Annotated in this window: 22 protein-coding genes and 2 tRNA genes; 16 read left to right on the forward strand and 8 right to left on the reverse strand. The window is 42.2% G+C overall.

Annotated features, from left to right (window positions below):
* The first annotated feature begins 3 nt into the window (after positions 1-3).
* The 8 genes from MSC25_RS06170 to MSC25_RS06205 all read left to right on the forward strand — a co-directional run bounded on the left by MSC25_RS06170 (position 4) and on the right by MSC25_RS06205 (position 9,136).
* Positions 4-80 (forward strand) — tRNA-Pro (locus MSC25_RS06170).
* A gap of 51 nt (positions 81-131) precedes the next feature.
* Positions 132-208 (forward strand) — tRNA-Pro (locus MSC25_RS06175).
* A gap of 355 nt (positions 209-563) precedes the next feature.
* The gene (gene tig, locus MSC25_RS06180; RefSeq protein ID WP_004586894.1) at positions 564-1,868 is read left to right on the forward strand and encodes a trigger factor; all 1,305 of its coding nucleotides are present in this window, start codon (positions 564-566) and stop codon (positions 1,866-1,868) included.
* Positions 1,869-2,031: 163 nt separating this feature from the next.
* The gene (gene clpP, locus MSC25_RS06185; RefSeq protein WP_024033798.1) at positions 2,032-2,649 is read left to right on the forward strand and encodes an ATP-dependent Clp endopeptidase proteolytic subunit ClpP; all 618 of its coding nucleotides are present in this window, start codon (positions 2,032-2,034) and stop codon (positions 2,647-2,649) included.
* A gap of 135 nt (positions 2,650-2,784) precedes the next feature.
* Positions 2,785-4,068 carry an ATP-dependent protease ATP-binding subunit ClpX gene (gene clpX, locus MSC25_RS06190; RefSeq protein ID WP_004586896.1) on the forward strand — a complete coding sequence of 428 codons (1,284 nt, stop codon included), beginning with the start codon at positions 2,785-2,787 and terminating at the stop codon, positions 4,066-4,068.
* 150 nt (positions 4,069-4,218) lie between these two features.
* Positions 4,219-6,579, forward strand: coding sequence for an endopeptidase La (gene lon / locus MSC25_RS06195; RefSeq protein ID WP_029772555.1), 2,361 nt, complete (start codon positions 4,219-4,221; stop codon positions 6,577-6,579).
* A gap of 183 nt (positions 6,580-6,762) precedes the next feature.
* On the forward strand, positions 6,763-7,062 hold the full coding sequence (locus MSC25_RS06200) for an HU family DNA-binding protein (RefSeq protein ID WP_286247754.1): 300 nt from the start codon (positions 6,763-6,765) through the stop codon (positions 7,060-7,062).
* 172 nt (positions 7,063-7,234) lie between these two features.
* Positions 7,235-9,136, forward strand: coding sequence for a SurA N-terminal domain-containing protein (locus MSC25_RS06205; RefSeq protein ID WP_054983058.1), 1,902 nt, complete (start codon positions 7,235-7,237; stop codon positions 9,134-9,136).
* Positions 9,137-9,248: 112 nt separating this feature from the next.
* Here MSC25_RS06205 and MSC25_RS06210 read toward each other — a convergent pair whose 3' ends face one another.
* From MSC25_RS06210 to pspF, 6 genes are read right to left on the reverse strand one after another with little or no spacing between them, the layout of a single operon-like run.
* Positions 9,249-10,010 carry an ATP-binding cassette domain-containing protein gene (locus tag MSC25_RS06210; RefSeq protein WP_054983059.1) on the reverse strand — a complete coding sequence of 254 codons (762 nt, stop codon included), beginning with the start codon at positions 10,008-10,010 and terminating at the stop codon, positions 9,249-9,251.
* Positions 10,010-11,002 carry an oligopeptide/dipeptide ABC transporter ATP-binding protein gene (locus MSC25_RS06215; RefSeq protein ID WP_004586901.1) on the reverse strand — a complete coding sequence of 331 codons (993 nt, stop codon included), beginning with the start codon at positions 11,000-11,002 and terminating at the stop codon, positions 10,010-10,012. The genes MSC25_RS06210 and MSC25_RS06215 overlap by 1 nt, the downstream gene beginning before the upstream one ends.
* Positions 11,003-11,896: an ABC transporter permease subunit gene (locus MSC25_RS06220; RefSeq protein ID WP_024033801.1), complete on the reverse strand. Its 894-nt coding sequence runs from the start codon at positions 11,894-11,896 to the stop codon at positions 11,003-11,005. It abuts the gene before it with no gap.
* Positions 11,883-12,917 (reverse strand): ABC transporter permease subunit, encoded by a 1,035-nt coding sequence (locus MSC25_RS06225; protein ID WP_096041403.1) that lies wholly within the window; start codon positions 12,915-12,917, stop codon positions 11,883-11,885. The genes MSC25_RS06220 and MSC25_RS06225 overlap by 14 nt, the downstream gene beginning before the upstream one ends.
* Positions 12,917-14,524 (reverse strand): ABC transporter substrate-binding protein, encoded by a 1,608-nt coding sequence (locus MSC25_RS06230; RefSeq protein ID WP_096739311.1) that lies wholly within the window; start codon positions 14,522-14,524, stop codon positions 12,917-12,919. Before MSC25_RS06230 ends, MSC25_RS06225 begins: the two co-directional genes overlap by 1 nt.
* Positions 14,525-14,539: 15 nt before the next feature.
* Positions 14,540-15,604 carry a phage shock protein operon transcriptional activator gene (gene pspF, locus MSC25_RS06235; protein WP_248442897.1) on the reverse strand — a complete coding sequence of 355 codons (1,065 nt, stop codon included), beginning with the start codon at positions 15,602-15,604 and terminating at the stop codon, positions 14,540-14,542.
* 186 nt (positions 15,605-15,790) lie between these two features.
* On the opposite strand from pspF, the gene pspA reads away from it, so the two are divergent.
* From pspA to MSC25_RS06275, 8 genes are all read left to right on the forward strand, one after another.
* A complete protein-coding gene (pspA, locus tag MSC25_RS06240) occupies positions 15,791-16,450 on the forward strand; it encodes a phage shock protein PspA (protein WP_004586906.1) in 660 nt (219 codons plus the stop codon).
* A gap of 67 nt (positions 16,451-16,517) precedes the next feature.
* Positions 16,518-16,751 (forward strand): envelope stress response membrane protein PspB, encoded by a 234-nt coding sequence (gene pspB / locus MSC25_RS06245; protein WP_004586907.1) that lies wholly within the window; start codon positions 16,518-16,520, stop codon positions 16,749-16,751.
* Complete coding sequence (pspC, locus tag MSC25_RS06250) at positions 16,748-17,149, forward strand: envelope stress response membrane protein PspC (protein WP_248442898.1); 402 nt, start codon at positions 16,748-16,750, stop codon at positions 17,147-17,149. Before pspB ends, pspC begins: the two co-directional genes overlap by 4 nt.
* A gap of 57 nt (positions 17,150-17,206) precedes the next feature.
* Entirely contained in the window at positions 17,207-18,631 is a 1,425-nt protein-coding gene (locus MSC25_RS06255; RefSeq protein WP_004586909.1) for a YcjX family protein, read from the forward strand.
* Positions 18,628-19,656, forward strand: coding sequence for a TIGR01620 family protein (locus MSC25_RS06260; protein ID WP_248442899.1), 1,029 nt, complete (start codon positions 18,628-18,630; stop codon positions 19,654-19,656). The genes MSC25_RS06255 and MSC25_RS06260 overlap by 4 nt, the downstream gene beginning before the upstream one ends.
* Before the next feature lie 145 nt (positions 19,657-19,801).
* Positions 19,802-20,983, forward strand: a complete 1,182-nt coding sequence (gene megL, locus MSC25_RS06265; RefSeq protein ID WP_248442900.1) for a methionine gamma-lyase — start codon at positions 19,802-19,804, stop codon at positions 20,981-20,983.
* Between the two features lie 237 nt (positions 20,984-21,220).
* Positions 21,221-22,018, forward strand: coding sequence for a phenylalanine 4-monooxygenase (gene phhA / locus MSC25_RS06270; protein WP_029774298.1), 798 nt, complete (start codon positions 21,221-21,223; stop codon positions 22,016-22,018).
* 38 nt (positions 22,019-22,056) lie between these two features.
* Positions 22,057-22,401 carry a 4a-hydroxytetrahydrobiopterin dehydratase gene (locus MSC25_RS06275; RefSeq protein WP_004586913.1) on the forward strand — a complete coding sequence of 115 codons (345 nt, stop codon included), beginning with the start codon at positions 22,057-22,059 and terminating at the stop codon, positions 22,399-22,401.
* Between the two features lie 87 nt (positions 22,402-22,488).
* Here the strand turns inward: MSC25_RS06275 and MSC25_RS06280 are convergent, their stop codons facing one another.
* Together MSC25_RS06280 and dapD are read right to left on the reverse strand one after the other, a co-directional pair.
* A complete protein-coding gene (locus MSC25_RS06280; RefSeq protein ID WP_248442901.1) occupies positions 22,489-24,519 on the reverse strand; it encodes a BCCT family transporter in 2,031 nt (676 codons plus the stop codon).
* A 329-nt stretch (positions 24,520-24,848) separates the two neighbouring features.
* On the reverse strand, positions 24,849-25,676 hold the full coding sequence (gene dapD, locus MSC25_RS06285; RefSeq protein WP_064386073.1) for a 2,3,4,5-tetrahydropyridine-2,6-dicarboxylate N-succinyltransferase: 828 nt from the start codon (positions 25,674-25,676) through the stop codon (positions 24,849-24,851).
* Between the last annotated feature and the right edge of the window lie 2 nt (positions 25,677-25,678).

Below are 25,678 nucleotides of genomic sequence, written 5' to 3' on the forward strand. Positions count from 1 at the left end.
TATCGGCGATTAGCGCAGTTTGGTAGCGCACTTGGTTTGGGTCCAAGGGGTCGCAGGTTCAAATCCTGCATCGCCGACCACTTTCTCATAAGTGGTCTTAAATTCAACATTTAAGTATTCAACACGATTATCGGCGATTAGCGCAGTTTGGTAGCGCACTTGGTTTGGGTCCAAGGGGTCGCAGGTTCAAATCCTGCATCGCCGACCACTTTCTTAACCTTAAAGAAAGTAAACGAGTAATCACTCAGCAATAACTTCTATTTACTTCCTACTAAAATATCGCTTTAACGTACCAGTTAGTCTGTTTTTTACGCAGTTGGTCTCGATCGTAGCTAAACTAGTCCAAATAATTGCCCCCTACACTCGACTATCATAATTATTAGGTTATAATGCCGCGTCTATTGTTTAACATAGTGCCCGAAGGGCAGAGCAGCAATGGGATCTCATGGTAGTGACGGATGCTTTTTAGTGAAAAATCGCTTTAAAATTTATCAAGACTCATGAAGATTACTTTGTTTGTAAGGAAGGCGAACAGTCGCCAAAATTGAATATTGAGGTAAATCATGCAAGTTTCTGTTGAGACGACTCAAGGCCTTGAGCGCCGTCTGACCATCACCGTTCCTGCAGAGAACGTTGAGACCGAAGTAAAAAAACGCTTACAACAACTGTCAAAAACGCAGCGTATCGATGGCTTCCGTGCTGGTAAAGTACCAGTTTCAGTAATTAACAAGCGTTTTGGACCTGCGGTTCGTCAAGAAGTAGCTGGCGAAGTAATGCAGCGTAACTACATTGAAGCAATTGTTGCTGAAAAAATTAACCCTGCTGGCGCACCATCATTTGCACCTAAATCACTTGAAGCAGGTAAAGATTTAGAGTTTACAGCAACGTTTGAAGTATACCCTGAAGTTGAAGTTCAAGGTTTAGACAAAATTGCAGTAGAAAAACCAGCAGTAACAGTAACTGACGAAGACTTAGCAAACATGCTAGAAACACTTCGTAAGCAACACGCTTCTTGGGCTGATGTTGACGCAGCTGCTGGCGAAAACGATCGTGTAACAGTTGATTTCGTAGGTACTATCGACGGTGAAGAGTTTGAAGGCGGCAAAGCTGAAGACTTCCCACTTGAGCTTGGCCAAGGTCGTATGATCCCAGGTTTTGAAGACAACATCGTTGGTAAAAAAGCAGGCGAAGAAGTAGTTGCTGATGTAACTTTCCCTGAAGATTACCACGCTGAAAACCTGAAAGGTAAAGCGGCTCAATTCACTATCACAGTGAAAAAAGTTGAAGCACAAGAGCTACCTGAATTAAGCGAAGAGTTTGCAACTAAGTTCGGTGTTACCGAAGGCGGCGTAGACGCGCTTAAAGAAGAAGTTAAAAAGAACATGACACGTGAGCTAGACCAAGCGGTTAAAGCTAACGTGAAAGACCAAGCGATTAAAGGTCTTTTAGAAAACAACGAAATCGAAGTGCCTAAAGCACTTATTGATCAAGAAGTTGACGCATTACGTCAGCAAGCAGCTCAACGTTTTGGTGGCGACGCTAAAAACATGCCTGAGCTTCCAGCTGAATTGTTCCACGAGCAAGCTGTAACTCGCGTTAAAACTGGCCTATTACTAGGTGAAGTGATCAAAGCAAACGATATCAAAGTTGATGATGAAAAAGTTGAAGCATTAATTGCTACAGTTGCATCTGCTTACGAAGATCCAACTGAAGTAGTAGAATACTACAAAGCAAATGATCAACTTATGCAGCAAATGCGTAATGTTGCAATGGAAGAGCAAGCTGTTGAAGCTATTTTAGCTAAAGCAAACGTGTCTGACGTTGAAAAAGCATTTGATGACATCATGAATCCTCAGCAAGGTGCTTAATAAGTCATTGACTTAAGCGCTCGCTAACGATTAAATGGCTCGTGTTACTCTGTTTATGCAGTGTGCCCGGGCCATTTTAGTTTGTGCCCCATAATTTGCGAAAAATGATAACTATGCTTCCTTTAGTAAGAAAAAGCATAAGCGCATAAGGAATTAAAAAAGTATGAACACTGGTATGACAGATCCCCTAAATGCATTAGTCCCTATGGTTGTTGAACAAACAGCTAAAGGTGAGCGCTCGTATGACATTTATTCGCGTCTATTAAAAGAGCGAATTATCTTTTTAACGGGCCAAGTTGAAGACAACATGGCAAACCTAATTTTAGCGCAAATGCTATTTTTAGAATCAGAGAACCCTGAAAAAGATATCTTTTTATATATTAATTCTCCAGGTGGTTCTGTAACCGCTGGTATGGCAATTTACGATACAATGAACTTCATCAAACCAGATGTAAGTACTATTTGTGTTGGCCAAGCGGCAAGCATGGGCGCATTTTTGCTTACTGCTGGCGCTAAAGGTAAGCGTTTTTGTTTACCAAACTCACGTGTAATGATTCACCAACCGTTAGGTGGTTTCCAAGGTCAAGCATCTGACTTTGAAATACACGCAAAAGAAATTCTGTCTATTAAAGACAAACTTAACCGCTTAATGGCAGAGCATACAGGCCAGCCATTAGATGTTATTTCACGCGATACTGACCGTGATAACTTTATGAGTGCATCACAAGCTGTAGATTACGGCCTGGTTGACTCAGTGTTTACAAATCGCGAAAGCAAGTAAGCGTGTAGGCAAGCAAATAATTGCTTGCCACTTTGAGTTACTATGCGAAAACCAGTAAATTTTGGTATAGTTAAAAGCGAATTTGAAATAGTTGCCAACCTTATTTGGCAGCCAACGTATAAAAGAGGTAGCTGAATGTCTGACACTCCTACAGACGGCGACAAAAGTAATAAATTGTTATACTGCTCTTTTTGTGGCAAAAGCCAACACGAAGTGCGTAAATTAATTGCAGGTCCTTCAGTATACATTTGTGATGAATGTGTAGAGCTGTGTAACGATATTATCAGGGAAGAAATCAAAGACATTGCTCCTAAGCATAATTCGTCTGATAAACTACCTGTGCCAAAAGAAATTCGTAATCACTTAGATGACTACGTAATTGGTCAAGACCATGCTAAAAAAGTATTGTCTGTAGCGGTATACAATCACTACAAGCGCCTACGCAACCAATCTACAAAGCAAGAAGTAGAACTAGGTAAAAGTAACATTTTGCTTATTGGTCCTACAGGCAGTGGTAAAACATTACTGGCAGAAACACTTGCGCGTTTACTTGATGTACCGTTCACTATGGCAGATGCAACTACACTAACCGAAGCCGGTTATGTAGGTGAAGATGTAGAAAACATCATTCAAAAACTGCTACAAAAATGTGACTATGACGTAGAAAAAGCGCAACGTGGTATTGTTTACATTGATGAAATTGACAAAATTTCGCGTAAATCAGATAACCCATCTATTACACGTGACGTGTCGGGTGAGGGCGTACAACAAGCGCTGCTTAAACTAATTGAAGGCACGGTTGCCTCAGTACCACCACAAGGTGGTCGTAAGCACCCGCAGCAAGAGTTTTTACAGGTTGATACCTCTAAGATTTTATTTATCTGTGGTGGTGCCTTTGCAGGCCTAGATAAAGTAATCGAACAGCGTAGCCATAAAAATACCGGAATTGGCTTTGGTGTTAATGTTAAAGAGTCAGCGTCGAGCCGCTCTTTAAGCGAAACATTTAAAGACGTAGAGCCAGAAGATTTAGTTAAGTACGGCTTAATTCCTGAGTTTATTGGTCGTTTACCTGTTGTTGCTACATTAACTGAGCTTGATGAAGCGGCACTTGTACAAATATTAAGTGAACCTAAAAACGCCATTACTAAACAGTTCTCTGTATTGTTTGGTATGGAAGACGTTGAATTAGAGTTCCGTGATGATGCACTAAGCGCTATTGCTCACAAAGCAATGGAGCGTAAAACAGGTGCTCGCGGACTTCGCTCAATTGTTGAAGGCGTACTGCTTGATACTATGTATGAGCTGCCATCAATGGATGATGTAAGCAAAGTGGTTATAGATGAAACCGTGATTAAAGGTGAATCTGACCCAATCTTGATTTATGAAAACAATAATCAAGATAAAGCTGCATCAGAGTAGTTTTTAAGCTATTTGTATAAAAAAGGAGCCTTAGGCTCCTTTTTTTATAATTAATTTGAACGAGTTGGGGAAAATTGTTGAACTTTAATTAGATTATCCCCATATACTTGAGTAATCTTTTAAATAAATGAAGTGCGAAGAGAAACTATAATGACGCTTGAGAGAACCGATCGAGTCGAAATCCCAGTGTTAGCACTGCGCGATGTTGTGGTATATCCGCACATGGTGATCCCGCTTTTTGTAGGCCGTGAAAAATCAATAAAATGCCTCGAAGCGGCGATGGATAAAGACAAACAAATTTTCTTGGTTGCACAAAAAGATGCAACTGTAGACGAACCTGAGCAAGACGATATTTACCGTATCGGTACTATTGCTACTGTACTTCAGTTATTAAAGTTACCAGACGGTACAGTTAAAGTTTTAGTTGAAGGTACGCAGCGCGCACAAATTGAAGAATTTGTAGATAACGATGAGTTTTTTGTAGCGAATGCTCAGTTCATCGAATCTGATTCAGTGGATGAGCAAGAGCAAGATATTTTCATCCGCAGCGCTGTTAGCCAGTTTGAAGGCTATGTAAAACTTAATAAAAAAATTCCACCTGAGGTATTAACCTCTGTTTCAGGTATTGATGAGCCAGCACGCCTTGCCGATACAATGGCAGCGCATATGCCCTTAAAAGTGCCTGAAAAACAAAAAGTGTTAGAAATTTCAAGCGTTACAGAGCGCTTAGAATACTTAATGGCACTGATGGAAGGTGAGATAGACTTATTGCAAGTTGAGAAAAAAATTCGTACCCGCGTGAAAAAGCAGATGGAAAAATCTCAGCGCGAGTACTACCTCAACGAGCAAATGAAAGCCATTCAAAAAGAACTTGGTGAGCTTGATGATGTACCTGACGAATTTGAAGCGCTTAAAAAGCGTATTGAAGAATCAGGTATGCCAGAAGAAGCGAAAGAAAAAGCATCAGCTGAGCTTAATAAGCTTAAAATGATGTCGCCAATGTCTGCAGAGGCCACTGTAGTGCGTTCATACATTGATACGTTAATTAACGTACCATGGAAAAAACGCTCTAAAGTGAAAAAAGACTTAGCAGGCGCGCAAAAAATTCTTGATAGCGATCACCATGGCTTAGATAAAGTTAAAGAACGCATAATTGAATACCTCGCGGTGCAACAACGTACTAATAAGCTTAAAGGGCCTATTTTATGTTTAGTAGGACCACCGGGTGTTGGTAAAACATCACTAGGGCAGTCTATTGCACGCTCTACGGGTCGTAAATATGTTCGTATGGCGTTAGGTGGTGTACGTGACGAAGCTGAAATTCGTGGCCATCGTCGTACTTACATTGGCTCTATGCCAGGCAAGCTGATTCAAAACATGACAAAAGTGGGCGTTAAAAACCCATTATTCTTGTTAGATGAAATCGACAAAATGTCATCTGATATGCGCGGCGACCCAGCATCAGCACTATTAGAGGTGCTAGATCCGGAGCAAAACAGCCACTTTGCTGATCACTACTTAGAAGTTGATTACGATTTATCGGATGTAATGTTTGTAGCAACATCAAACAGCTTTAATATTCCTGGTCCATTATTGGACAGAATGGAAGTTATTCGCTTATCGGGTTACACCGAAGATGAAAAGCTAAACATTGCAAAAGAGCACTTAATTACTAAGCAAGTTAAACGCAATGGTTTAAAACCTTCTGAGCTAGTAATAGAAGACAGTGCAATTATTGGCATTATTCGTTACTACACGCGTGAAGCGGGCGTACGTAATTTAGAGCGCGAAGTATCTAAACTATGTCGTAAAGCCGTTAAAAATATCTTACTTGATAAAGAGACTAAAACAGTCACTGTCAATCAAGATAACCTAGAAGAGTTTTTAGGGGTACAGCGCTACGACTACGGTAAAGCTGAAGACGGCGATCGCATTGGTCAGGTAACAGGCTTAGCGTGGACCGAAGTAGGCGGCGATTTACTGACCATTGAATGTGCGGCTGTGCCAGGTAAAGGCAAGCTAAGCTACACAGGTTCACTGGGCGATGTAATGCAAGAGTCGATACAAGCGGCCATGACGGTGGTTCGTAATCGTGCTGATACGTTCCGTATTAATAACGATTTTTACGAAAAACGCGACATTCATGTGCATGTACCAGAGGGCGCGACCCCTAAAGATGGCCCAAGCGCCGGTGCAGCAATGGTAACGGGTTTAGTATCGAGCTTAACAGGTAACCCCGTTAAAGCCGATGTAGCAATGACAGGTGAAATAACACTGCGCGGTGAAGTACTGCCTATTGGTGGCTTAAAAGAGAAACTACTTGCTGCACACCGTGGTGGAATTAAAACGGTCATCATTCCTAAAATTAACGAACGTGACTTAAAAGAGATCCCAGATAACGTACTGGCAGGCTTAGATGTTCACCCAGTTACATGGATTGATGAAGTATTAAAGTTAGCTTTAGTGCATCCTGTTGAGAGTTTTTCAGTCGAAACACCGAAAAACCAATAAAAAACCCAAAAAAAGTGCTTTAAAGGGCTTTTCAAATCTAATCGGTATGATAAGTTAAGCACTGGTTTTCGAGCCTAGCCCTTATGGGGCCTAGGCTTAAGAAAAATATAATCATGTGAGCATTAAAAGTTTGCTCTAAAATTTTCAAAAAAGTGATGTTAGTTTAAAAAACAATCGCTCTTGATAATAACAATGAAAGAGGATGATATTGTGAATAAATCTCAATTAATCGATCAAATCGCAGCTGACGCTGACATTTCTAAAGCGGCTGCAGGTCGTGCACTAGATTCATTCATCGAGTCTGTATCTGGAGCGCTTAAAGATGGCGATTCAGTTGCACTTGTAGGTTTTGGTACTTTCTCAGTACGCGAGCGTGCTGCTCGTTCAGGCCGTAACCCACAAACTGGTGAAACTATCCAAATCGCTGCGGCAAATATTCCTTCTTTCAAAGCCGGTAAAGCGCTGAAAGACGCAGTAAACTAATCACTGTTTAAATACAGATTAGTTATGGCGAGTGTATATAAACTTAATTATCCTAATCGATGAATTAAGTAACTTCACCGCCAGTTACTTCAAGTGAAAAAGCGTATCTGGTAAGATACGCTTTTTTTACATATGACAAGGTAAAATACCTTGATCAATAAGAGATAAACAAATGCTTGAGAAAATCAGAGAGGGCTCACAGGGTCCTGTAGCCAAAATAATTTTAGGCGCGGTGATTTTATCTTTTGCCTTAGCAGGGATCGGTAGTTACTTAGGTCAAACCCCAGAACAACCCGTTGCTGAAGTAAATGGAATTAAAATTAGCCAAACCGAATTTAATCGTGCTTATCAAAACGAACGTAGCCGTTTAGAGCAACAATTTGGCGAATACTTTGCACAAATCAGTGCAGATCCAAATTACATGGCGCAAATTCGTCAAGGTGTAATTGACCGCTTAGTACAACAAGAATTGCAATCACAATTAGCGGCAGATTTAGGCCTTCGCGTAAGCGACGACAGCGTACGTAAAACAATTTTAGAACTACCTTACTTTCAAATTGGTGAAAAATTTAATAACGACCGTTACCTACAAGTAATTCGTCAAATGAACTTTCAACCAGATGCTTTTCGTGAGTACTTACGTAAAGACATGACACGCAGCCAATTAGTGTCTGCGGTTGCTGGTACTGAGTTTGCACTTGAAAACGAGCTTAAACGCGCTGCAGCCCTGCAGCAGCAAACGCGTAGCATAGACTACCTTGTGTTAAGCAAAGAGGCGTTACAAGCAAACGTAGATGTATCTGAGCAAGAAATTGCTGATTACTACGAGCTAAACGCATCACAATTTTTATCGCCAGAGCGTGTATCGGTTGATTACATTGAGCTTAAAGCACAAGATATCACCGTAGAGTCGGTAACAGAAGACGACGTAAAAGCGTATTATGAGCAAAATAAAGCACAATACATCGAGCCTGAAAAACGCCGTGTATCACACATTTTAATTGATAACAGCGAAGATGATGATGCCGCGCTTGAAAAAGCCAACGCATTACATGAGCAGTTAGAGCAAGGTGCTGATTTTGCACAGCTTGCAGAGTCATCATCTGATGATGTTGTGAGTGGCGAAATGGGCGGCGACCTAGAGTGGATTGAGCGCGATGTAATGGACCCAGCTTTTGAAGATGCTGCATTTGCGCTTCAAAGCAAAGGTGATATTTCAGAAGTTGTAGCATCAGAGTTTGGTTATCACATCATTAAACTTACTGACTTACAGCCAGAGCAAGTAAAAGCGTATGACGACGTAAAAGCCGACTTACGTGCAGAGCTTGAGCAAACTGAAAAAGTAGATGCGTTTTACGAAAAGCAAACAGAAATGGGTGCCTTAGCATTTGAGATTTCTGACCGTTTAGACGATGCAGCAGAAGTGGCAGACGTTGAAGTTAAAACCACGCCACTTGTTGCACGTAATGCATTGCCAGAGCCACTTAATACACCTGCGGTAATTTCACAGTTGTTCTCAGTAGAATTACTTGAAGATAAAGTAAACTCAGAAGTGATTGAGCTAGGTGATGAGCACGTTATTGTAGTACGTGTAAATAAATACGAGCCATCTGCAACTAAACCGCTTGCGCAAGTGAGTGAGCAAATCAAAACACGTTTAGTTAATGAAAAAGCATCAACACTTGCTAAAGAAAAAGCACGTGAGTTATTTGCACAAGTCCAAGCAGGTAAAACGCTAAGCGATGTGGCCAGTGAGCAAAACCTAACGGTACGTGAAGAAGCGAGCTTAACGCGTCAAAGCTACACGGTTTCGCCTGCTATTGTAACGCAAGCGTTTAAAATGCCTCGTCCTAATGATGCACCAAGCACAGACGTGGTTGATTTAAACAACGGCGATGCGGCAATTGTTGCACTTAAATCGGTAAGCGATGCGCAAGTAACCGCAAATATCGACCCGCAAGTACAGCAAAACATTACTATGGCGCAAGCTAACAAAAACTACTTAGCGTTTATTGAGTCTTTAAAGGCAAAGGCTGAGCTAAACCTACCCGTGGTAGAGCAAGCAGCAGAATAATCGCGACACATTAAAAAAGGCGCGTTACTTTATAAGTAACGCGCCTTTTTTATAACTTCAATGTGCTTAGTAAAATGATTAGGCAGTATTGCTTATAAATATAAGCTTAGAATTAACAGCATATTAGGCGCTGTGTTATTTTTGATTGCGGATTTTGAAACACCTCTTCGGTACGCCCATATTCTACTACCTCACCTTTTTCAAGCACCACTAGCTGATCGCTGATATGGCGCACTAAACTTAAATGGTGCGTAATGAGTACATAAGTTAGACCGGTTTCTTTTTGCAGCTTAAGTAATAAGTTAACTGTTTGCGCACGAACGGAGGGATCTAAAGCCGACAGCGCTTCATCAAGCACCACCACTTTAGGGTCTAAAATGAGCGCCCGCGCCAACGCTACACGCTGCAATTGGCCTACACTAAACATGTGAGGGTAATAATGTTGATGATCGATTAGCAGTCCCACTTTGGAAAGCGTGGCATCTATTTTTTCTTGGCGAGCCAGTTGGTCTGTATCGGTATTATACTGCAAGCAATCATCTAGCATATCACCTATGGTGAGGCCCGGATTGAGCGAGGCAGCGGAGTCTTGGAATATCATGCGGATATGTCGACATTGATCATCGCGCACGCCGTCATCTTCAATAATGTTACTTTCTAATAAAATTTGCCCACTGTCGGCGCTATCGGCCCCTGCGAGTAATTTAGCGAGTGTACTTTTACCCGCACCGGTTTCACCGATAACTGCGATTGTTTCGCCTTTGCCCACACAAAAAGAGATATTTTTTAGTACCTCAAATTTTTTGCGGCTAAATAAACCGGCACGTATGTTAAAGGTTTTACAAAGCGCTTGGACTTTTAATACCGGTTGCATTACTTCATCTCCTTAATAAGCGGAAAATGACACGCATAGCTATGCCCATGGTGCTTAGTAAGTGCAGGGGTAATTACACATTCTTTTTGTGCTTGAGGGCAGCGTGGGCCTAATCGGCAACCTATAGGTAAATGTTGCAAAGTAGGGATAGTGCCTTTAAGTGCATAAAAGGGTTCTTTGTGTGCTAAGCCTTGCTCATAATTGGGTAAGCTTTTTAATAACGCTTGCGTGTAAGGGTGGCGAGGCTGGCGAAAAATACGTTGCGTTGGGCCGGCTTCAACCATTTGCCCACAATATAAAACATGAATACCGTGCGACCAGTCGGCTATTTCTTCAAGCTCATGAGAAATCATCAAAATAGACATGTTTTTTAATTGATTTAAGCTTTTTAGCAACCTAAATACCTGTGCACGGGTGGTGCTTTCAAGCGCTGTAGTCGGCTCATCAGCAATTAGTAGCTTAGGAGTGCGCGCTATGGCCATGGCAATCATGACCTTTTGGCACACGCCTTCTGAGAGCTCGTGCGGGTAACTATCAAGCACAGCGTCGTGGTTTTTAATACCCACTTTATGAATAAGTGCTTTTACGCGGTCTTTACGTTCTCTATTGCGCTTTAAAAAAAAGCCTTTAGTGGATGTTTCAGGCAGTGTTTCGGCTATTTGGTCAAATATTTTAGCGGTTGGGTCAAGGCAGCGGCTAGGGTCTTGGTAAATCATCGCAATGTCTTGGCTGACTGTTTTTCTGCGTTGCTCTGGGGTTAAGCGCATTAAATCAACACCGCGCCAATGCATTCTATCGGCTGTTATATGCCAGCGTTCGTTAAGTACCCCAACAATGGCTTTGGCTATTAAGCTTTTACCTGAGCCCGACTCACCCACCAAGCCATGTACTTCGCCTTCTTTTAGGCTAAAGCTGACTCTGTCTACAGCGCGAATCACCGTTTCAGAGGTACGCAGCTCTATGGTTAAATTTCTAACGTCGAGTAATTGCATTTAATCAGCCTTACGTGCTTTAAGCACTTTTCGTAGGCCATCACCTACTAAATTGGTAGACAAAACCGCTAAAAATAATAATACACCCGGTAGCGCAACGGTCCAAGGTGCTAAATATATAAGGCCTAAATTCTCAGCCAGTATGGCGCCCCATTCGGTTGTAGGGGGCTGTGCACCAAGTTTTAAAAAGCCTAAGGCAGCAATATCTAAAATAGCAGTAGAAAGCGCGGTGGTAAAAATAACCACAATGTGCTCATAAATATTAGGAAAAATACCCCGCGACAAAATATGCCAGTTAGAGGCACCATCAAGCCTAAAAGCGGTAATGTAGTCTTTACTTAGCTCATCAACAATTAAATTACGAATAGAGTGAATAAATTGCGGTAATAACGCCAGTATAATGGCCCACACTGTATTCATTAAGCCCGGCCCAAGCACTGCAATAATAATAATCGCCAATAGCAAAGACGGAATAGAGAGCGTGATATCAAGCAAGTGATTTAAAAAGCTTGAACGAAGGCCGCGGCTAATGCCGGCAAAAGTCCCAACAAGCACACCAATAATGGTGGTAATAAATGCAGCCACCACCGATAAGCCAAACGTGTAGGTTGCGCCATTCATCAAGCGCGAGAGTACATCGCGTCCTAAATCATCGGTGCCTAAAATAAAGCGCACATCACCCATTTCTCGCCATGATGGCGGTATAAGTAAAGCATCGCTATGTTGCTGGTTAACTCCATACGGCGCTAAAAAGGGCGCACTGGCGGCCAATAACGCAAACGCCATAAAAATCCATAATCCCACCAAGGCGGGGTGGTTGTTTTTAAATTTGCGCCAAAAACGCGCCAGCGGCGATTTATTCGACTCTTCAGAAAATAATTTAAACTTTACCATGTGCCTGATTCCGCGAAATTGGGTCGAACAGAGTATATGTAAGCTCGGCAACAATAGTGGCAATAATAACAAACATAGACACCGCCATTAAACCGCCTTGAATAGCAGGGTAGTCTCGTTGGTAAATACTATCGATTAGCCAACGGCCAATACCCGGCCAAGAAAAAATAACTTCGGTTATCATGGCAAGCGTAATAAGCGTACTAAATTGCAGTCCTATTTGTTTTATTACCGGCAATAGCGCATTGCGCAGCGCATGATGCATGATTAATTGGCGGCGATTAAGGCCTTTTGCCCTGGCCGTTTTTATAAAGCTTTGATCCATTACTTTAAGCATAGAGTCGCGGGTAAAGCGCACTAAAACAGTGGTAGGAAACATGGCCAGTACTATGGTTGGCAGTGTTAAGTGATGCAGTGCATCTATAAATGCTTCACCTTTGTAGGGGAAGCCTGCGAGCATAATATCGATTAATATAAACCCGGTATTAGGCGGTATTTCAAATAGTAATCCCATTCTACCCGACATAGGAAACCAGCCCAGTTTGAGCGAAAAAATCATAATAAGTAACAGCGCTAACCAAAAAACCGGAATAGAGTAACCAATCATGGTGGTAGAGCTAATTAATTTATCTGGCCAACGGCGTGTGTACGCTGAGGCCAAAATGCCCGCTGGTACACCTACCACAACCGATACAATAAGCGCATAAACACACAGCTCTAAAGTTGCTGGAATTAAATCTAAAATGTGCTGAAAAACGTTGTCTCCCGAGGCAAACGACACGCCCCAATCACCTTGAAATATACGCCCTAAAAACGCTAAATACTGCATAACGTAGTTGCTGTCATACATGTATTTATCTTCAAGCTCACTGTGCTGAGAAAAATTACCGGTAGGAATGCCACTTAGGTTGCTGAGCGGATCCCCTGGGAACAAGTAGCTAAGCGAAAAGGTAAATATGCTTAGCATTAAAATCATGAACAAAAACAAGCCAAGGCGGCGTAATATATAATCTAGTATCATTATTTTTTCCTCGCATTTGCGAGTGAAATCGCCCCAAATGGGCCAAGGGTTATCCCTTCTACATCGGCACTATTTGCTTGAAAACGCATACCATGAGCAATAGGCACTAACGGAAGCTGATCAATAATGAGCGCTTGAACCTGATCGTAATACTGTTTGCGTAAGCTTAAATCGGTGGTGTCGAGCGCTTGGGTAAGCAATAAGTCAAACTGCGGGTTACACCAATTGGCTGGGTTTTTACCGCTAAAAGTGGCGGTGCAGCTTAGCAATGGGCTAAAAAAGTTATCTGGATCGGGGGTATCGGCAGCCCAGCCGAGTAATACGCTATCATGGCGGTGCTCACCTATACGCTGAATAAAAGTATTCCACTCGTACTCAACAATACTCACATTAACACCTATTTTGCGTAAATCGCTCTGCATCAGCTCAGCCATTTTACGGGCATTAGGATTGTATATTCGACTCACCGGCATTGCCCAAATGGTCATATCAAAGCCATTCGGTAACCCCGCTTCTATGAGCAGTTTTTTAGCCAGCTCTGGGTCAAACATAGGCATGTTTTCTTGTGGTTCAAAGCCCCACGAGGTCGGCGGTAAAATAGATTGCGCGCGTATACCATTACCGTAATAAACGGCTTGCATTATTTTGTCTATATCAATTGCATGCGCAAGGGCTCTGCGTACTCTAATGTCATCAAAAGGGGCGCGCTCAGTATTAAAGGCCCAATAACCAATATTTAAATTGGTTTCTTTTTCAACGTTTATATCGTCTCGTTGCGCTAAAATACTCAGTTGTGCGCTACTTGGGTGAGCGGTTACATCGCACTCTTTAGTGAGCATTTTTGCTATGCGCGTAGTGCCGTTTGTCGTAATGTCGTAAACCAGCTGTTCAAGGGCAACATCGTGCTTCCAATAAAGTGGGTTGCGGTAAAAGCGCACTAAGTGATCGCGTCTGTACTCTTTATAAATGTAGGGGCCTGTGCCAATAGGGTACTGATCGAATAAATTAGTTTGATCTCGCGCTTTTAATTGCATTGCGTATTCTTGCGACAGCACCACGGCAAAGTCGGTGGCCATGTTCGTTAAAAAACTGCTTTCTGGGTGAAATAGCTCAAAGCGCACTTGATAGTCAGACACGCGCACAATTTTACGAATAAGCTGATCGAGCCCCACACTTTGAAAATACGGGTAGTTTGCATCGCCTACAAAATGGTACGGGTTGTACACGTCAAATAATCGGCTAAAGGTAAAAATAACATCATCAGCATTAAAATCGCGAGTAGGGGTAAAGTACGAGGTAGAATGAAATTTTACGCCTTTACGCAGCGTAAAGGTAACCGACTTTCCATCGTTGCTAATTTTCCAATCGGTTGCCAGCTCACTTTTAAAATCTGCAGTAACGGGGTCAATACTAATTAAACGGTCAAATAACTGATTAGCAATAATATCAATAGTTGAGCCAGTGGTTGTTACTTGCGGATTAAACGACACAGGGTTCGCTTCGGCGCAATAAACGAGGCCTTGGTTTTTCTCTTCTATAATTTCTTCTTTACTATCAAAGCAGCCTGTTAAGGTGCTGGCTAGTAAAACAAGTAGTATTTTATGCACTCGCATAACCTCTAACTATTTATCTTCTAATAAATTGTATTTTTTAAGATAACCACGTAATTGATGATACGTTAAACCGAGTACTTCTGCAGTTTTCTTTTGATTAAATTGGCTATGCTCAAGGGCTTTATTAATCATATTAATTTCAAATTCGTTAGAGCGCTCTTTTAAGCTACACGGAAATTCAATTGGGGCGCTAAGCTCGTTACTAAGCTCGCTAATAGGTGTGGCTCGTGTTGTAGGCTCCGCTGGGGCAAGCGGTGTTGCAATAGGAGCTTTAATGCGTGCTTTGGGTCTAAAACGGCTTTCAAACGGGTCTAAAATAATCTGGTGAACGGGGATATGTTCATTGCCATGACGATACAAGCTTCGCTCAACTACATTTTTAAGCTCGCGTATATTACCCGGCCAATCGTAATTTAGCAGGGTTTCGGTGGCGCTGCGGGTAAAGCCACTAAATAACTCCCACTCTAAATCGCGTGCCATATTCATGGCAAATTGCTCAGCGAGTAGCATAATATCGTCTTGACGTTCGCGCAGTGGTGGCAGGGTAATTACATCAAAGGCTAAGCGGTCAAGTAAGTCACTTCTAAATTCGCCCTGCTCAGCAAGGTGGGGTAAATCTTCGTTGGTGGCACACACTAAACGAGTATCTACCTTTACGGTGTGTTTACCACCAACCCGCTCAAATTCACCGTATTCTATAACGCGCAGAAGCTTTTCTTGTACCATGGCCGATGTATTAGCCAGCTCATCTAAAAATAAGGTACCGCTGTTAGCGCGCTCAAAGCGACCTTCGTGACGTTTACTTGCCCCGGTAAAAGCACCGCTTTCATGACCAAATAATTCGCTTTCGAGGAGGTTTTCGTTAAGGGCTGCACAGTTAAGCTTTACGTAGTTTTGATCCCAACGCTTTGATAAAAAATGTAAACGGGCGGCTATAAGCTCTTTACCGGTTCCTCGCTCGCCAATAATAAGCACTGGCTTATCTAAATTAGCTAACTGCGATACCTGATCAAGTACAGCTAAAAAGCTATCAGATTGGCCGAGTAAATTATCCTGTTGGCGATATTGGCTCATTTTTCCTAACTCTTGGTCATTTTTGCTAACAGTTAGTGTATTTCATAATCAGGGATAACTAAAGGAATTTGTATATTTAGTTTAACTTAATGAAAATAAAGTGTATTTTAGATTTTAAAAAGTTGGCAAGCATATTGATACTAGTTACAGCAGACCAACTAAGTTTATATTACAGAGGTAAATGTTATGGGAATTTTTTCGCGTTTTGCAGACATTGTTAATTCTAATATCAATGCCATTTTAGATAAAGCAGAAGACCCAGAAAAAATGGTTCGTCTTATTATCCAAGAGATGGAAGACACATTGGTAGAGGTGCGCTCTACGTCAGCTAAAACACTGGCTGAGAAAAAAGAATTAGTACGTCGTGTAGACACACTAAAAGCACAAGTAAGCGATTGGCAAGACAAAGCAGAGCTTGCATTAAGTAAAGACCGCGACGATTTAGCGCGTTCAGCATTACTTGAAAAGCAAAAATCGGCAGAAGCAGTCGCAGCAGTAGAGTCTGAGCTTGAGCATGTAGAGTCTCACATTGAGAAACTTCAGCAAGAAGTCACTACTCTACAAGAAAAGCTAGCCGATGCTAAAGCACGTCAAAAGGCAATTATTTTACGTCAACGTTCGGCTGAGTCGCGCCTTGAAGTGAAAAAAGCCCTTGATAGCTCTAAAGTAGAAGATGCACTTAATCGCTTTGAGCGCTACGAAACTAAAATTGATGGACTAGAATCTCAAATAGAGTCTTACGATTTAGGTAAAAAGTCGCTTGCAGATGAAATTGCCGACCTACAAAAAAATGAAAAGATAGATGATGAGCTTGCCGAACTTAAAAAGAAGCTAGCTGATAAATAACTTATAAAGGGGTACTTAAAGTGCCCCACTGCTTAAAACATCGATTACGGATTGTCAGGAGAGGATTATGTTTGATCCAGAGATACTAATTGCACCATTTATCTTGTTCATGATTTTTGTTGCGCCACTGTGGTTAATTTTGCACTACCGTAGCAAAAAGCAAGTGAGCCAAGGGTTAAGTGAGCATGAACATCGCCAGTTATTGGAACTTGCCCACAAGGCCGAAAAAATGGCTGATAGAGTAGAAACCCTTGAAGCATTACTCGATCAAGAGTCACCACAATGGAGACGCAAAGTATGAGTGCCAAACGCGAATTATTAAGAGACCCACAGCGCGGCAAAATCGCCGGTGTATGTGCGGGATTAAGTGACTACTTTAATATGGAGTTATGGTTAGTTCGCATTATTTTTGTTAGTGCGGTACTGCTAACGGGTGGCCCATTATTTGTGGTAGCGTATATTGCAGCGTGGTTTATTTTAGATAAAAAAGACCCCACAGCTATACATACTAGTAGCTCAACTAAAACTGACGATCCGCTAGAAGTTAAATTTAAAGTATGGCAAAAAGGCGAGCCACCGCGCCGCGCATTGCAAGACTTAAAAGAGCGTTTAACGCGAATAGACACGCGTCTTCAAGATATGGAGCGCCATGTTACTTCAAGCGAGTTTACGGTTAGCCGTGAAATCAACAAACTTTAAAGGATTTAATAGCACTTTGTTCGGTGATTAACAGCATCAATGAAGTGCTAGCCCATTATGAGTAGCACTTCATTTGCCAAAAAAACCTTTAAAAGTATTAAAGGTTCAGCCCAAAAAGCCCTTCATCGCAGTTTAGATCAACACGTAAAATTGGCCGTAACCGGTCTAAGTGGTAGTGGTAAAACCGCGTTTATTACCGCACTTGTTAAGCACCTTACAACACAAAGCGATGATAAAAACTTACCGTTTTTTGATGTAATGCGAGAGCACCGCCATATAGCTACTAAAGTGGTGCCGCAAGAGGCGTTAAAGGTGCCTACGTTTGACTATCCGCGAGCACTTAATGCCTTGCTCCCAACTGATGGGATGCCTACATGGCCTGCATCAACTGAGCGTATTAATACCCTGCGTTTAGCGATTAAATACCAAAGCGCATCAGGGTTGCGTGGGCATTTTTCGCCGCAATCTACGCTGTATTTAGATATTATTGACTACCCTGGTGAGTGGCTACTTGATTTACCTATGCTTGAGCAAAGCTATAGTCAGTGGTGCGAGCAACAATACCCGCTGTTACTACAGCACCCACGTGTGAATACCTCTACTGAATTTTTAAACGCGCTTGAACAGCTTGATTTAAATGCCCCTGTAGATGAAGGCTTACTTGCACACATTGCAGCGCTTTATCAAAGTATGCTGGTGGGCCTTAAAAAAGATACTAAGCTTGCCATGTTACAACCTGGGCGCATGCTTATGCCTGGCGACTTACAAGGTGCGCCGCTTTTATTATTTTTTCCGGTAAATGCACAGCATATAAAAAGTGATGAGGTAGTGCCTGGCTCTAACTTAGCGCATTTAATTAAGCGTTTTAACGCCTATGTAAAAGAAGTAGTTAAGCCATTTTATAATGAGCACTTTAAACACTTTGACCGCCAAATTGTGTTGGTAGACGTACTCAGCGCTTTAAACGAAGGCCACGAAACACTCCAAGAGCAAAGTAGTGTAATAAACCAATTACTCGCACATTTTAATTACGGCGAGTCGGGTTTTTTTAAGCGTTTATTTAAACCCAACATAGATAAAATACTATTTGCTGCCAATAAGTCAGATCATATAAGTGCAAAGCACCATAAAGATTTAGCACTACTACTTGACTCACTAGTGCATGAGCAAAGTAATCACTTAAAGTTTGATGGCGTACAAATAGAAACCATGGCAATGTCGTCAATTGCAGCAACGCAGCCGCGCCAAGTGGCCGATAAAGGCCAAACGCTTGATTGTATTTATGGTAAACCATTAAACGAGCAAGATTGGCTTACTTATTTACCCCCACAGCCACCAAAGCGCATGCTTAATAAAAATGAGTGGCCAGCGCAGGGCTTTGAGTTTTTATCGTTTGCGCCTATGCCAAACCCCGATAAGCAACTTAAGCATATTCGCCTTGATCATGTGATGCAGTACTTGTTAGGAGACAAATTATCATGAACGACACACATCAAACTTTTCAAGCAGGTAGGCGAATTGATAGCCAAGCTGATGAGCAGGTTGAGGCGACGCTTGCTCCTGCAAAAATAATTACCCAGGGTCAAAGTGAATACATTGAAGAGCCTGAAGATGAACTTCTTGATGATGAAATAGACCTAGAGCCGGTATATAAAAAGTCTAAATGGCAAACGCTTAAAGGGGTGTTTGCTGTAAGCTTTTTAGTGTTAGTGCTACTTGAGTTTGCTTATTCGCTAGTGTTTGCGTTTCAGCAGTCGGTCATTTTGGGCGGCGTGTATTTAACGGCGGTGGTAAGCGGTGTGTTGCTAATTGGGCGCATGCTATGGCGCGAATACAGAATGCTGCGCAGTTTAAAGCGTAATCAATTACACCGCCAAGAAGCCGACAGACTCTTAAATAGTGAGCAAGTAGGTGGCGCATTACCCTGGCTTGAAAAACTAAATAAGCACCAACAACTCGACAACTTCGAAGCGTTTAAAAACCAAGTAGCTACCCATCATAGCGATAAAGAAATAATGACCCTTTACGCGAATAGCTTACTCATAACGCAAGACACGCAAGCTAAAAAGCTTATAAATCGTTTTGCGACAGAGTCAGCGTTGCTTGTTGCCTTAAGCCCACTTGCGCTGGTGGATATGATGGCGGTACTTTGGCGCGGTACTAAATTAATAGAGCAAATTGGTAAAATTTATGGCATTGGTTTTGGTTACGCAAGCCGCATTAAGCTCTACCGTATGCTAATAAAACAAGTTATGTTTGTAGGCAGTGCTGAGCTTTTATCTGATTTAGCAGCCACAGCGCTCAGTGCTGAGCTTTTAGGTAAGCTTTCGGGGCGTGCAGCGCAAGGTGTAAGCGCCGGTATTTTTACAGCACGTATTGGTTACAAAGCAATGGAGCTTAGCCGCCCATTACCACGGCTTGAAAACAAACGCAGCTTGTTAAAAGGCACAGTGCAAAGTATTGCCAGCAAAATTATGAACCGTAAAAAGGCCGAGCCAACGACCTAAAGTAGTAGTGGCAATATTTGTGTACAAAACCGCGCTGAGCGGTTTTTGCACAAATAGCCATCTGAGCATCCGGCATGCTTGTGATTTAAACTGCGGTGCGTTTTATTTATGTAATTGACACACATAATAAAAACGAGAGAACACAATGAGCAAGCAGCATATTAATACCCAATGTATTCATGGCCCGCAAAAAGCAAATGATCCGCATGGCGCACTCACGTCGCCTTTGTATCAAACCTCTACCTTTCATTTTGAAAATGCAGCACAAGGTGCCGCGCGTTTTGCAGGCGATGAGCCCGGTTATATTTATACCCGCCTGGGTAACCCAACCACCACCGAACTTGAGCAAAAAGTAGCACAGTTAGAGGGATGCGAAGCTGCTGCTGCTACCGCCACAGGTATGGGTGCTGTATCGGCGTCGGTATTAAGCTTTTTATCGCACGGCGATCATTTAATTGCATCAAGTGCATTGTATGGATGTACTTTTGCGTTTTTTGCTCACATGTTACCGCGCTGGGGAATTGAAGTAACTTTTGTTGATATGACCAACGAGGGCGAGCTTCGCGCTGCTATAAAACCTAATTCAAAAATGATATTTGTAGAAACGCCAATCAACCCCACAATGGCAGTCATTGATTTAGCCTTAATTGGCGCGCTCGCTAAGCAACATAATTTAATTAGTGTGGTCGACAACACCTTTTTAACGCCACTGCTGCAATCACCTAAGCAGTACGGCATAGATATTATTGTGCACAGTGCCACTAAGTACTTAAACGGCCATGGCGATGTAGTAGCTGGGCTTGTGTGTGGAACGCATGAGCACATTACCTTAATAAAAATGACGGTACTTAAAGATATTGGTGCCACCATAAGCCCGCACGACGCATGGCTTATTAATCGCGGATTAAAAACTTTAGCTATACGCATGGAGCGCCATTGCCAAAGCGCGCAAACGGTTGCCGAATATTTAGAGGCGCACCCACAGGTTAATATTGTTTATTACCCTGGGCTTAAATCGCACCCTGGAAACAAATATATAGGCAAGCAAATGAAAGCCGCAGGTGGCGTTATTGCATTTGAAATTAAAGGCACCCTTGCTCAAGGAGCGCAGTTTATAGATAGCATGAAGCTTTGCACACTTGCTGTAAGTTTAGGTGATGCCGAAACGCTTATTCAGCACCCCGCATCAATGACGCATTCTCCTTACACACCCGAGGAGCGAGCAGCCGCAGGCATAAGTGATGGCTTAATAAGACTCTCTGTAGGGCTTGAAGATGTTAACGATATTATTGACGACTTAAACCAAGCTTTTACATTAATTTGTTAGGTGTATTTATTTGTGTACAGTTGTACTTACCATTAACGCCTTTAATTTAGTGTTTGTATAATATTAATGCCGGTGGTGTAATTTTAACTGTACACTTCAGGGGATCGTGCTAAATGTAGATATCCGCCTAACTATTAAACTTTTCTTCACTTTTGCATAGTATGGCTGCATTAGATATTCACTAATCTTGAGTATCACACTGACACACATTTAGGGCTTAACCCCAAGAAGGTTATTATGGCTAAAGCAAGTAAATACACCTCTAAAACACCCGATGAAAACGGTGTTATTCATTGGAGCGAAGAAGAAAACAAAATTTGGTCTGAGCTTGTTACGCGCCAACTTGCGTGCATAGAAGGCAAAGCTTGTGATGAGTACATGGATGGACTTAAAAAAATAAACCTACCACACGATCGTATTCCGCAGTTAAGCGAACTTAACGAAGTGCTTCTTGCCACCACCGGTTGGCAAGTAGCGCCTGTACCTGCGCTTATCGATTTTGATGAATTTTTTAGGTTATTGGCAAACAAACAATTTCCGGTAGCGACGTTTATTCGTAGCAGAGAAGAGTTTGACTACCTGCAAGAGCCTGACATTTTCCATGAAATATTTGGCCACTGCGCTATGCTAACAAACCCTGACTTTGCCGAATTCACACACAAATACGGCCAATTAGGGTATGCAGCGCAGAAAAAAGATCGTGTATACCTTGCACGTATGTATTGGTTTACCGTTGAGTTTGGTTTAATGCAAACCGAAAACGGCCTGCGTATATATGGCGGTGGTATATTATCAAGCCCAGGTGAAACCCAGTACGTGTATTCAGATACACCAGAGATAACGCCTATGAGCGTAATTGATGTGCTGCGTACGCCGTACCGCATTGATATTATGCAACCACAGTACTACACCATAAATTCGATTCATGATCTGTTTGATATATCGCAAATGGATATTATGACTTTGGTTGAGCAAGCTAAAGCGCTTGGTTTGCACGACCCAAAATTTCCACCTAAAGAAAAATTAGCCGGTTAACTTTAATTTAAAAAGAAACGCTAAAGTAAGGATTTAAAATGTCTTCATTAAGTGAACAAAAATGCGAAGCCTGTCACGTAGATGCGCCAAAGGTATCTGAGGAAGAGCTTGCCCAACTTATTACAAAAATTCCAGACTGGGTACCAGAGGTACGCGACGGCATTATGCAACTTGAGCGTGTTTATAAGTTTAAAAACTTTAAGCAAGCTATGGCGTTTACCAATAAAGTAGGTGATATGGCAGAAGATGAAGGCCACCACCCTGGTTTATTAACCGAGTGGGGCAAAGTAACCGTAACGTGGTGGAGTCATTCAATTAAAGGCTTGCACAAAAACGATTTTATTTGCGCAGCTAAAACAGACGACGTATTTAACGCGCTGTAATTAAAAAATTAATTGAGCAGATTAAAAAGGCACTTTGCAGTGCCTTTTTTATTGCATCAAAATTGCGCTGTTAATTAAAGCGCTTATTTAAGGTTTGTCGCTATTTAACATGTCATCGTGTTCGGCCATATCCCACGGAAGTTCCCCTGGGCTGTTACCTAAAAAGTGCAAGTAATTCTCAAATTGATCAAGAATGTCCTTCACAATATCATCTTCACTGTAGCCATATACATCGTAAGATAACCCACCGCGGCGTAAGAAAACATCTGCCTTGTAATACATCTCGGAGTTATCAACATCCGGTTTTAGCTCAGTGTAGGCAAAGCTTGGCATTGGGTGCTCAGTAAGACGAATATCATACACAAAATCAACATGTTCATGGCGTAGTACGGTTAAATGGGCGCGGCCTAAGTCAGTATCAAAATCTACCTCGGCATGCCACTGGCGCGCTTTTAATTCTGCTTGAACAGCTTGCATTGCTTTTACCACCACACTACTAATGAAGGTATGCACTTTTTCCTTATTGGGATAATTAACCATAGCGGCTAACCGGCGCTTCCAATGAGATAGGTTAACATTACGGCTATTGAGCGCATGTGCTTGTAAGCTCGTATCGCGATGGCCTTCAATGGTAAGTGCGCGCCAAAGTCCCGCGGTTGCAATAAGCATAATAATAGCAAAGGGTAGGGCACTGGCTATTGTCATGGTTTGTAGTGCACTTAGCCCACCTGCTACTAATAAAACAGCAGCCACAGCGCCTTCAAGCACAGCCCAAAACACCCGTTGCCATGCAGGCGTATCAATACTCCCGCCAGAGGCGAGGGAGTCAATAACTAACGAGCCCGAGTCAGATGAGGTTACAAAAAAGGTAATAATTAAGATAACCGTTAGTAGCGAAATAATAAACGATAACGGTAGCACTTCAAATAATTGAAATAGCGCAACGGCATGGTTTGCTTGAACATCGGTTATTAAAGTATTAAACCCTTCATTCATTATTAAATTTAGCGCGGTATCGCCAAATACAGAAAACCATAAAAAGGTAAAAATAGTCGGAACTAGCATCACGCCCACAACAAATTGCCTAATGGTTCTGCCGCGGCTAATTTTAGCGATAAACATACCAACAAAGGGTGCCCACGCTATAGTCCAGCCAAATATAAATAGGGTCCAGTTACCAATCCAATCACTACGGCTATAGGCTTGTAAATTAAAAGTACGCTCAACAATACCACTGAGGTAGCTGCCGGTATTTTGTAAAAACGATTCAAGAATATGAATAGTCGGGCCAATAAAAAACACAAAGGCCATTAATGATACGGCGAGTGTCATGTTTATTATAGATAAACGCTTCACTCCTTTATCCATACCTGCCACCACAGAAAGCGTTGCCGCTGCGGTAATAATAACAATAGCGGTAATTTGTACCGTGGTATTAATAGGGATGCTTGGCCATAAGTAGTGCAACCCGGCATTAATTTGAGTAACCGAAAGCCCTAACGTTGTGGCAATACCAAATAGCGTGCCTAATATGGCAAACACATCAACAGTGTGTCCAATAGGGCCATATATTTTATCACCAATAAGTGGATACAAGGCTGAGCGAATAGACAGCGGAAGGCCGTGGCGAAATGCAAAGTAAGCAAGCACTAAACCAACAATCCCATAAATTGCCCATATATGAAAACCCCAATGAAAAAATGCAATTTGCATAGCCTGCTTAGCGGCATTAACGGTTTCTGCGGCGCCTGCCGGCGGAGATGCATAATGGAGCACGGGTTCTGCTACACCAAAATAAAGTAATGCGACTCCGTAACCGGCCGAAAATAGCATGGCAAACCATTCACCAAAGCTGTATTGGGGTTGCGCATGATCAGGACCCAGCTTGATATTTCCCCAGCTGGAGGCGGCAACACAAACGATGAAAACTAAGAAGATGGCAACTGATAACATATAAAACCAGCCAAAGGTTTCTGTTATCCACTTGAGGGCGACACTGAATGCTTGCCCTGCCAGTTCAGGGTTGCTACTTGTACCAATGACCAAAAGCAGAATAATAAATACCGCGGGCAAAAATACCGGTAGCAAAATAGTTGAGCGTAAAGCAGTTTTTGTCATATTAATCCTTAATATTAATTGCTAACTTTCAAGTATGCTTTACTACCTTATTATATCTTGGGTGTGTTGGCTAATTCAGTCGTTTGTTTTGTATACGTATATTGCTTTGAATTAAGGTTGAGTTGAGCACAGAGAAACCCAACGGTTTAGCTATTTAAGAGATAAACTCTAATCTAAACAAAAAAGCTCTAAACCCAAAGGGCTTAGAGCTTTCTAAATTTAGCTAAAACACTAAACTTTAATGTGTTGTTGGGTTTCGTTTCACTCAACCCAACCTACGTTTAACACCAATCAGCTTAGGGCTTACAGCTAAAAGCTTATCGCTTCTTTTAATCATCAATTGAGCGTAGTAGGGCGTTGATGCCTACTTTTTCGCGTGTTTGTTGATCAACTTTTTTCACGATAATTGCAGCGTATAGGCTGTGAGTGCCATCTTTTGATGGTAGTGCGCCTGGCACAACTACAGCGCCTGCTGGTACTCGGCCGTAGTGAATTTCGCCGGTTTCACGGTCGTAAATACGGGTGCTTTGGCTAATGTAAACGCCCATTGAAATAACAGCGCCTTCCTCTACTACTACACCTTCAACAATTTCAGAGCGTGCGCCAATAAAGCAGTTGTCTTCAATGATGGTAGGGTTAGCTTGTAGTGGCTCTAAAACGCCGCCTATGCCCACGCCGCCCGATAAGTGTACGTTCTTACCAATTTGTGCACACGAGCCAACAGTTGCCCATGTATCAACCATGGTGCCTTCATCTACAAATGCACCTATGTTCACATACGATGGCATAAGTACGACGTTTTTACCTACAAAGCTGCCTTTACGTGCTACAGCATTTGGCACTACGCGCATGCCACCTTGTTGAAATTGCTCCGGTGTGTAGTCGCTAAATTTAAGCGGTACTTTATCGTAAAACTGGTTTACGCCGTCGTTCATTGGTTGGTTATCGCGAATACGGAACGATAATAAAACGGCTTTTTTAAGCCATTGGTGTACGACCCATTCGCCTGATATTTTTTCAGCAACACGGGCTGCGCCGCTATCAAGAAGCTCTAGTGCGTCAATAATCGCTTGTTTTACATCGCTAGATACGCTGCTTGGGCTAATGCTATCGCGGTTATCCCAGGCGTTTTCTATCATGGTTTTTAAATCTGACATGG

It is taken from the genome of Pseudoalteromonas sp. 1CM17D, from assembly GCF_023161805.1.
Taxonomy (GTDB): Bacteria; Pseudomonadota; Gammaproteobacteria; order Enterobacterales; family Alteromonadaceae; genus Pseudoalteromonas; species Pseudoalteromonas atlantica.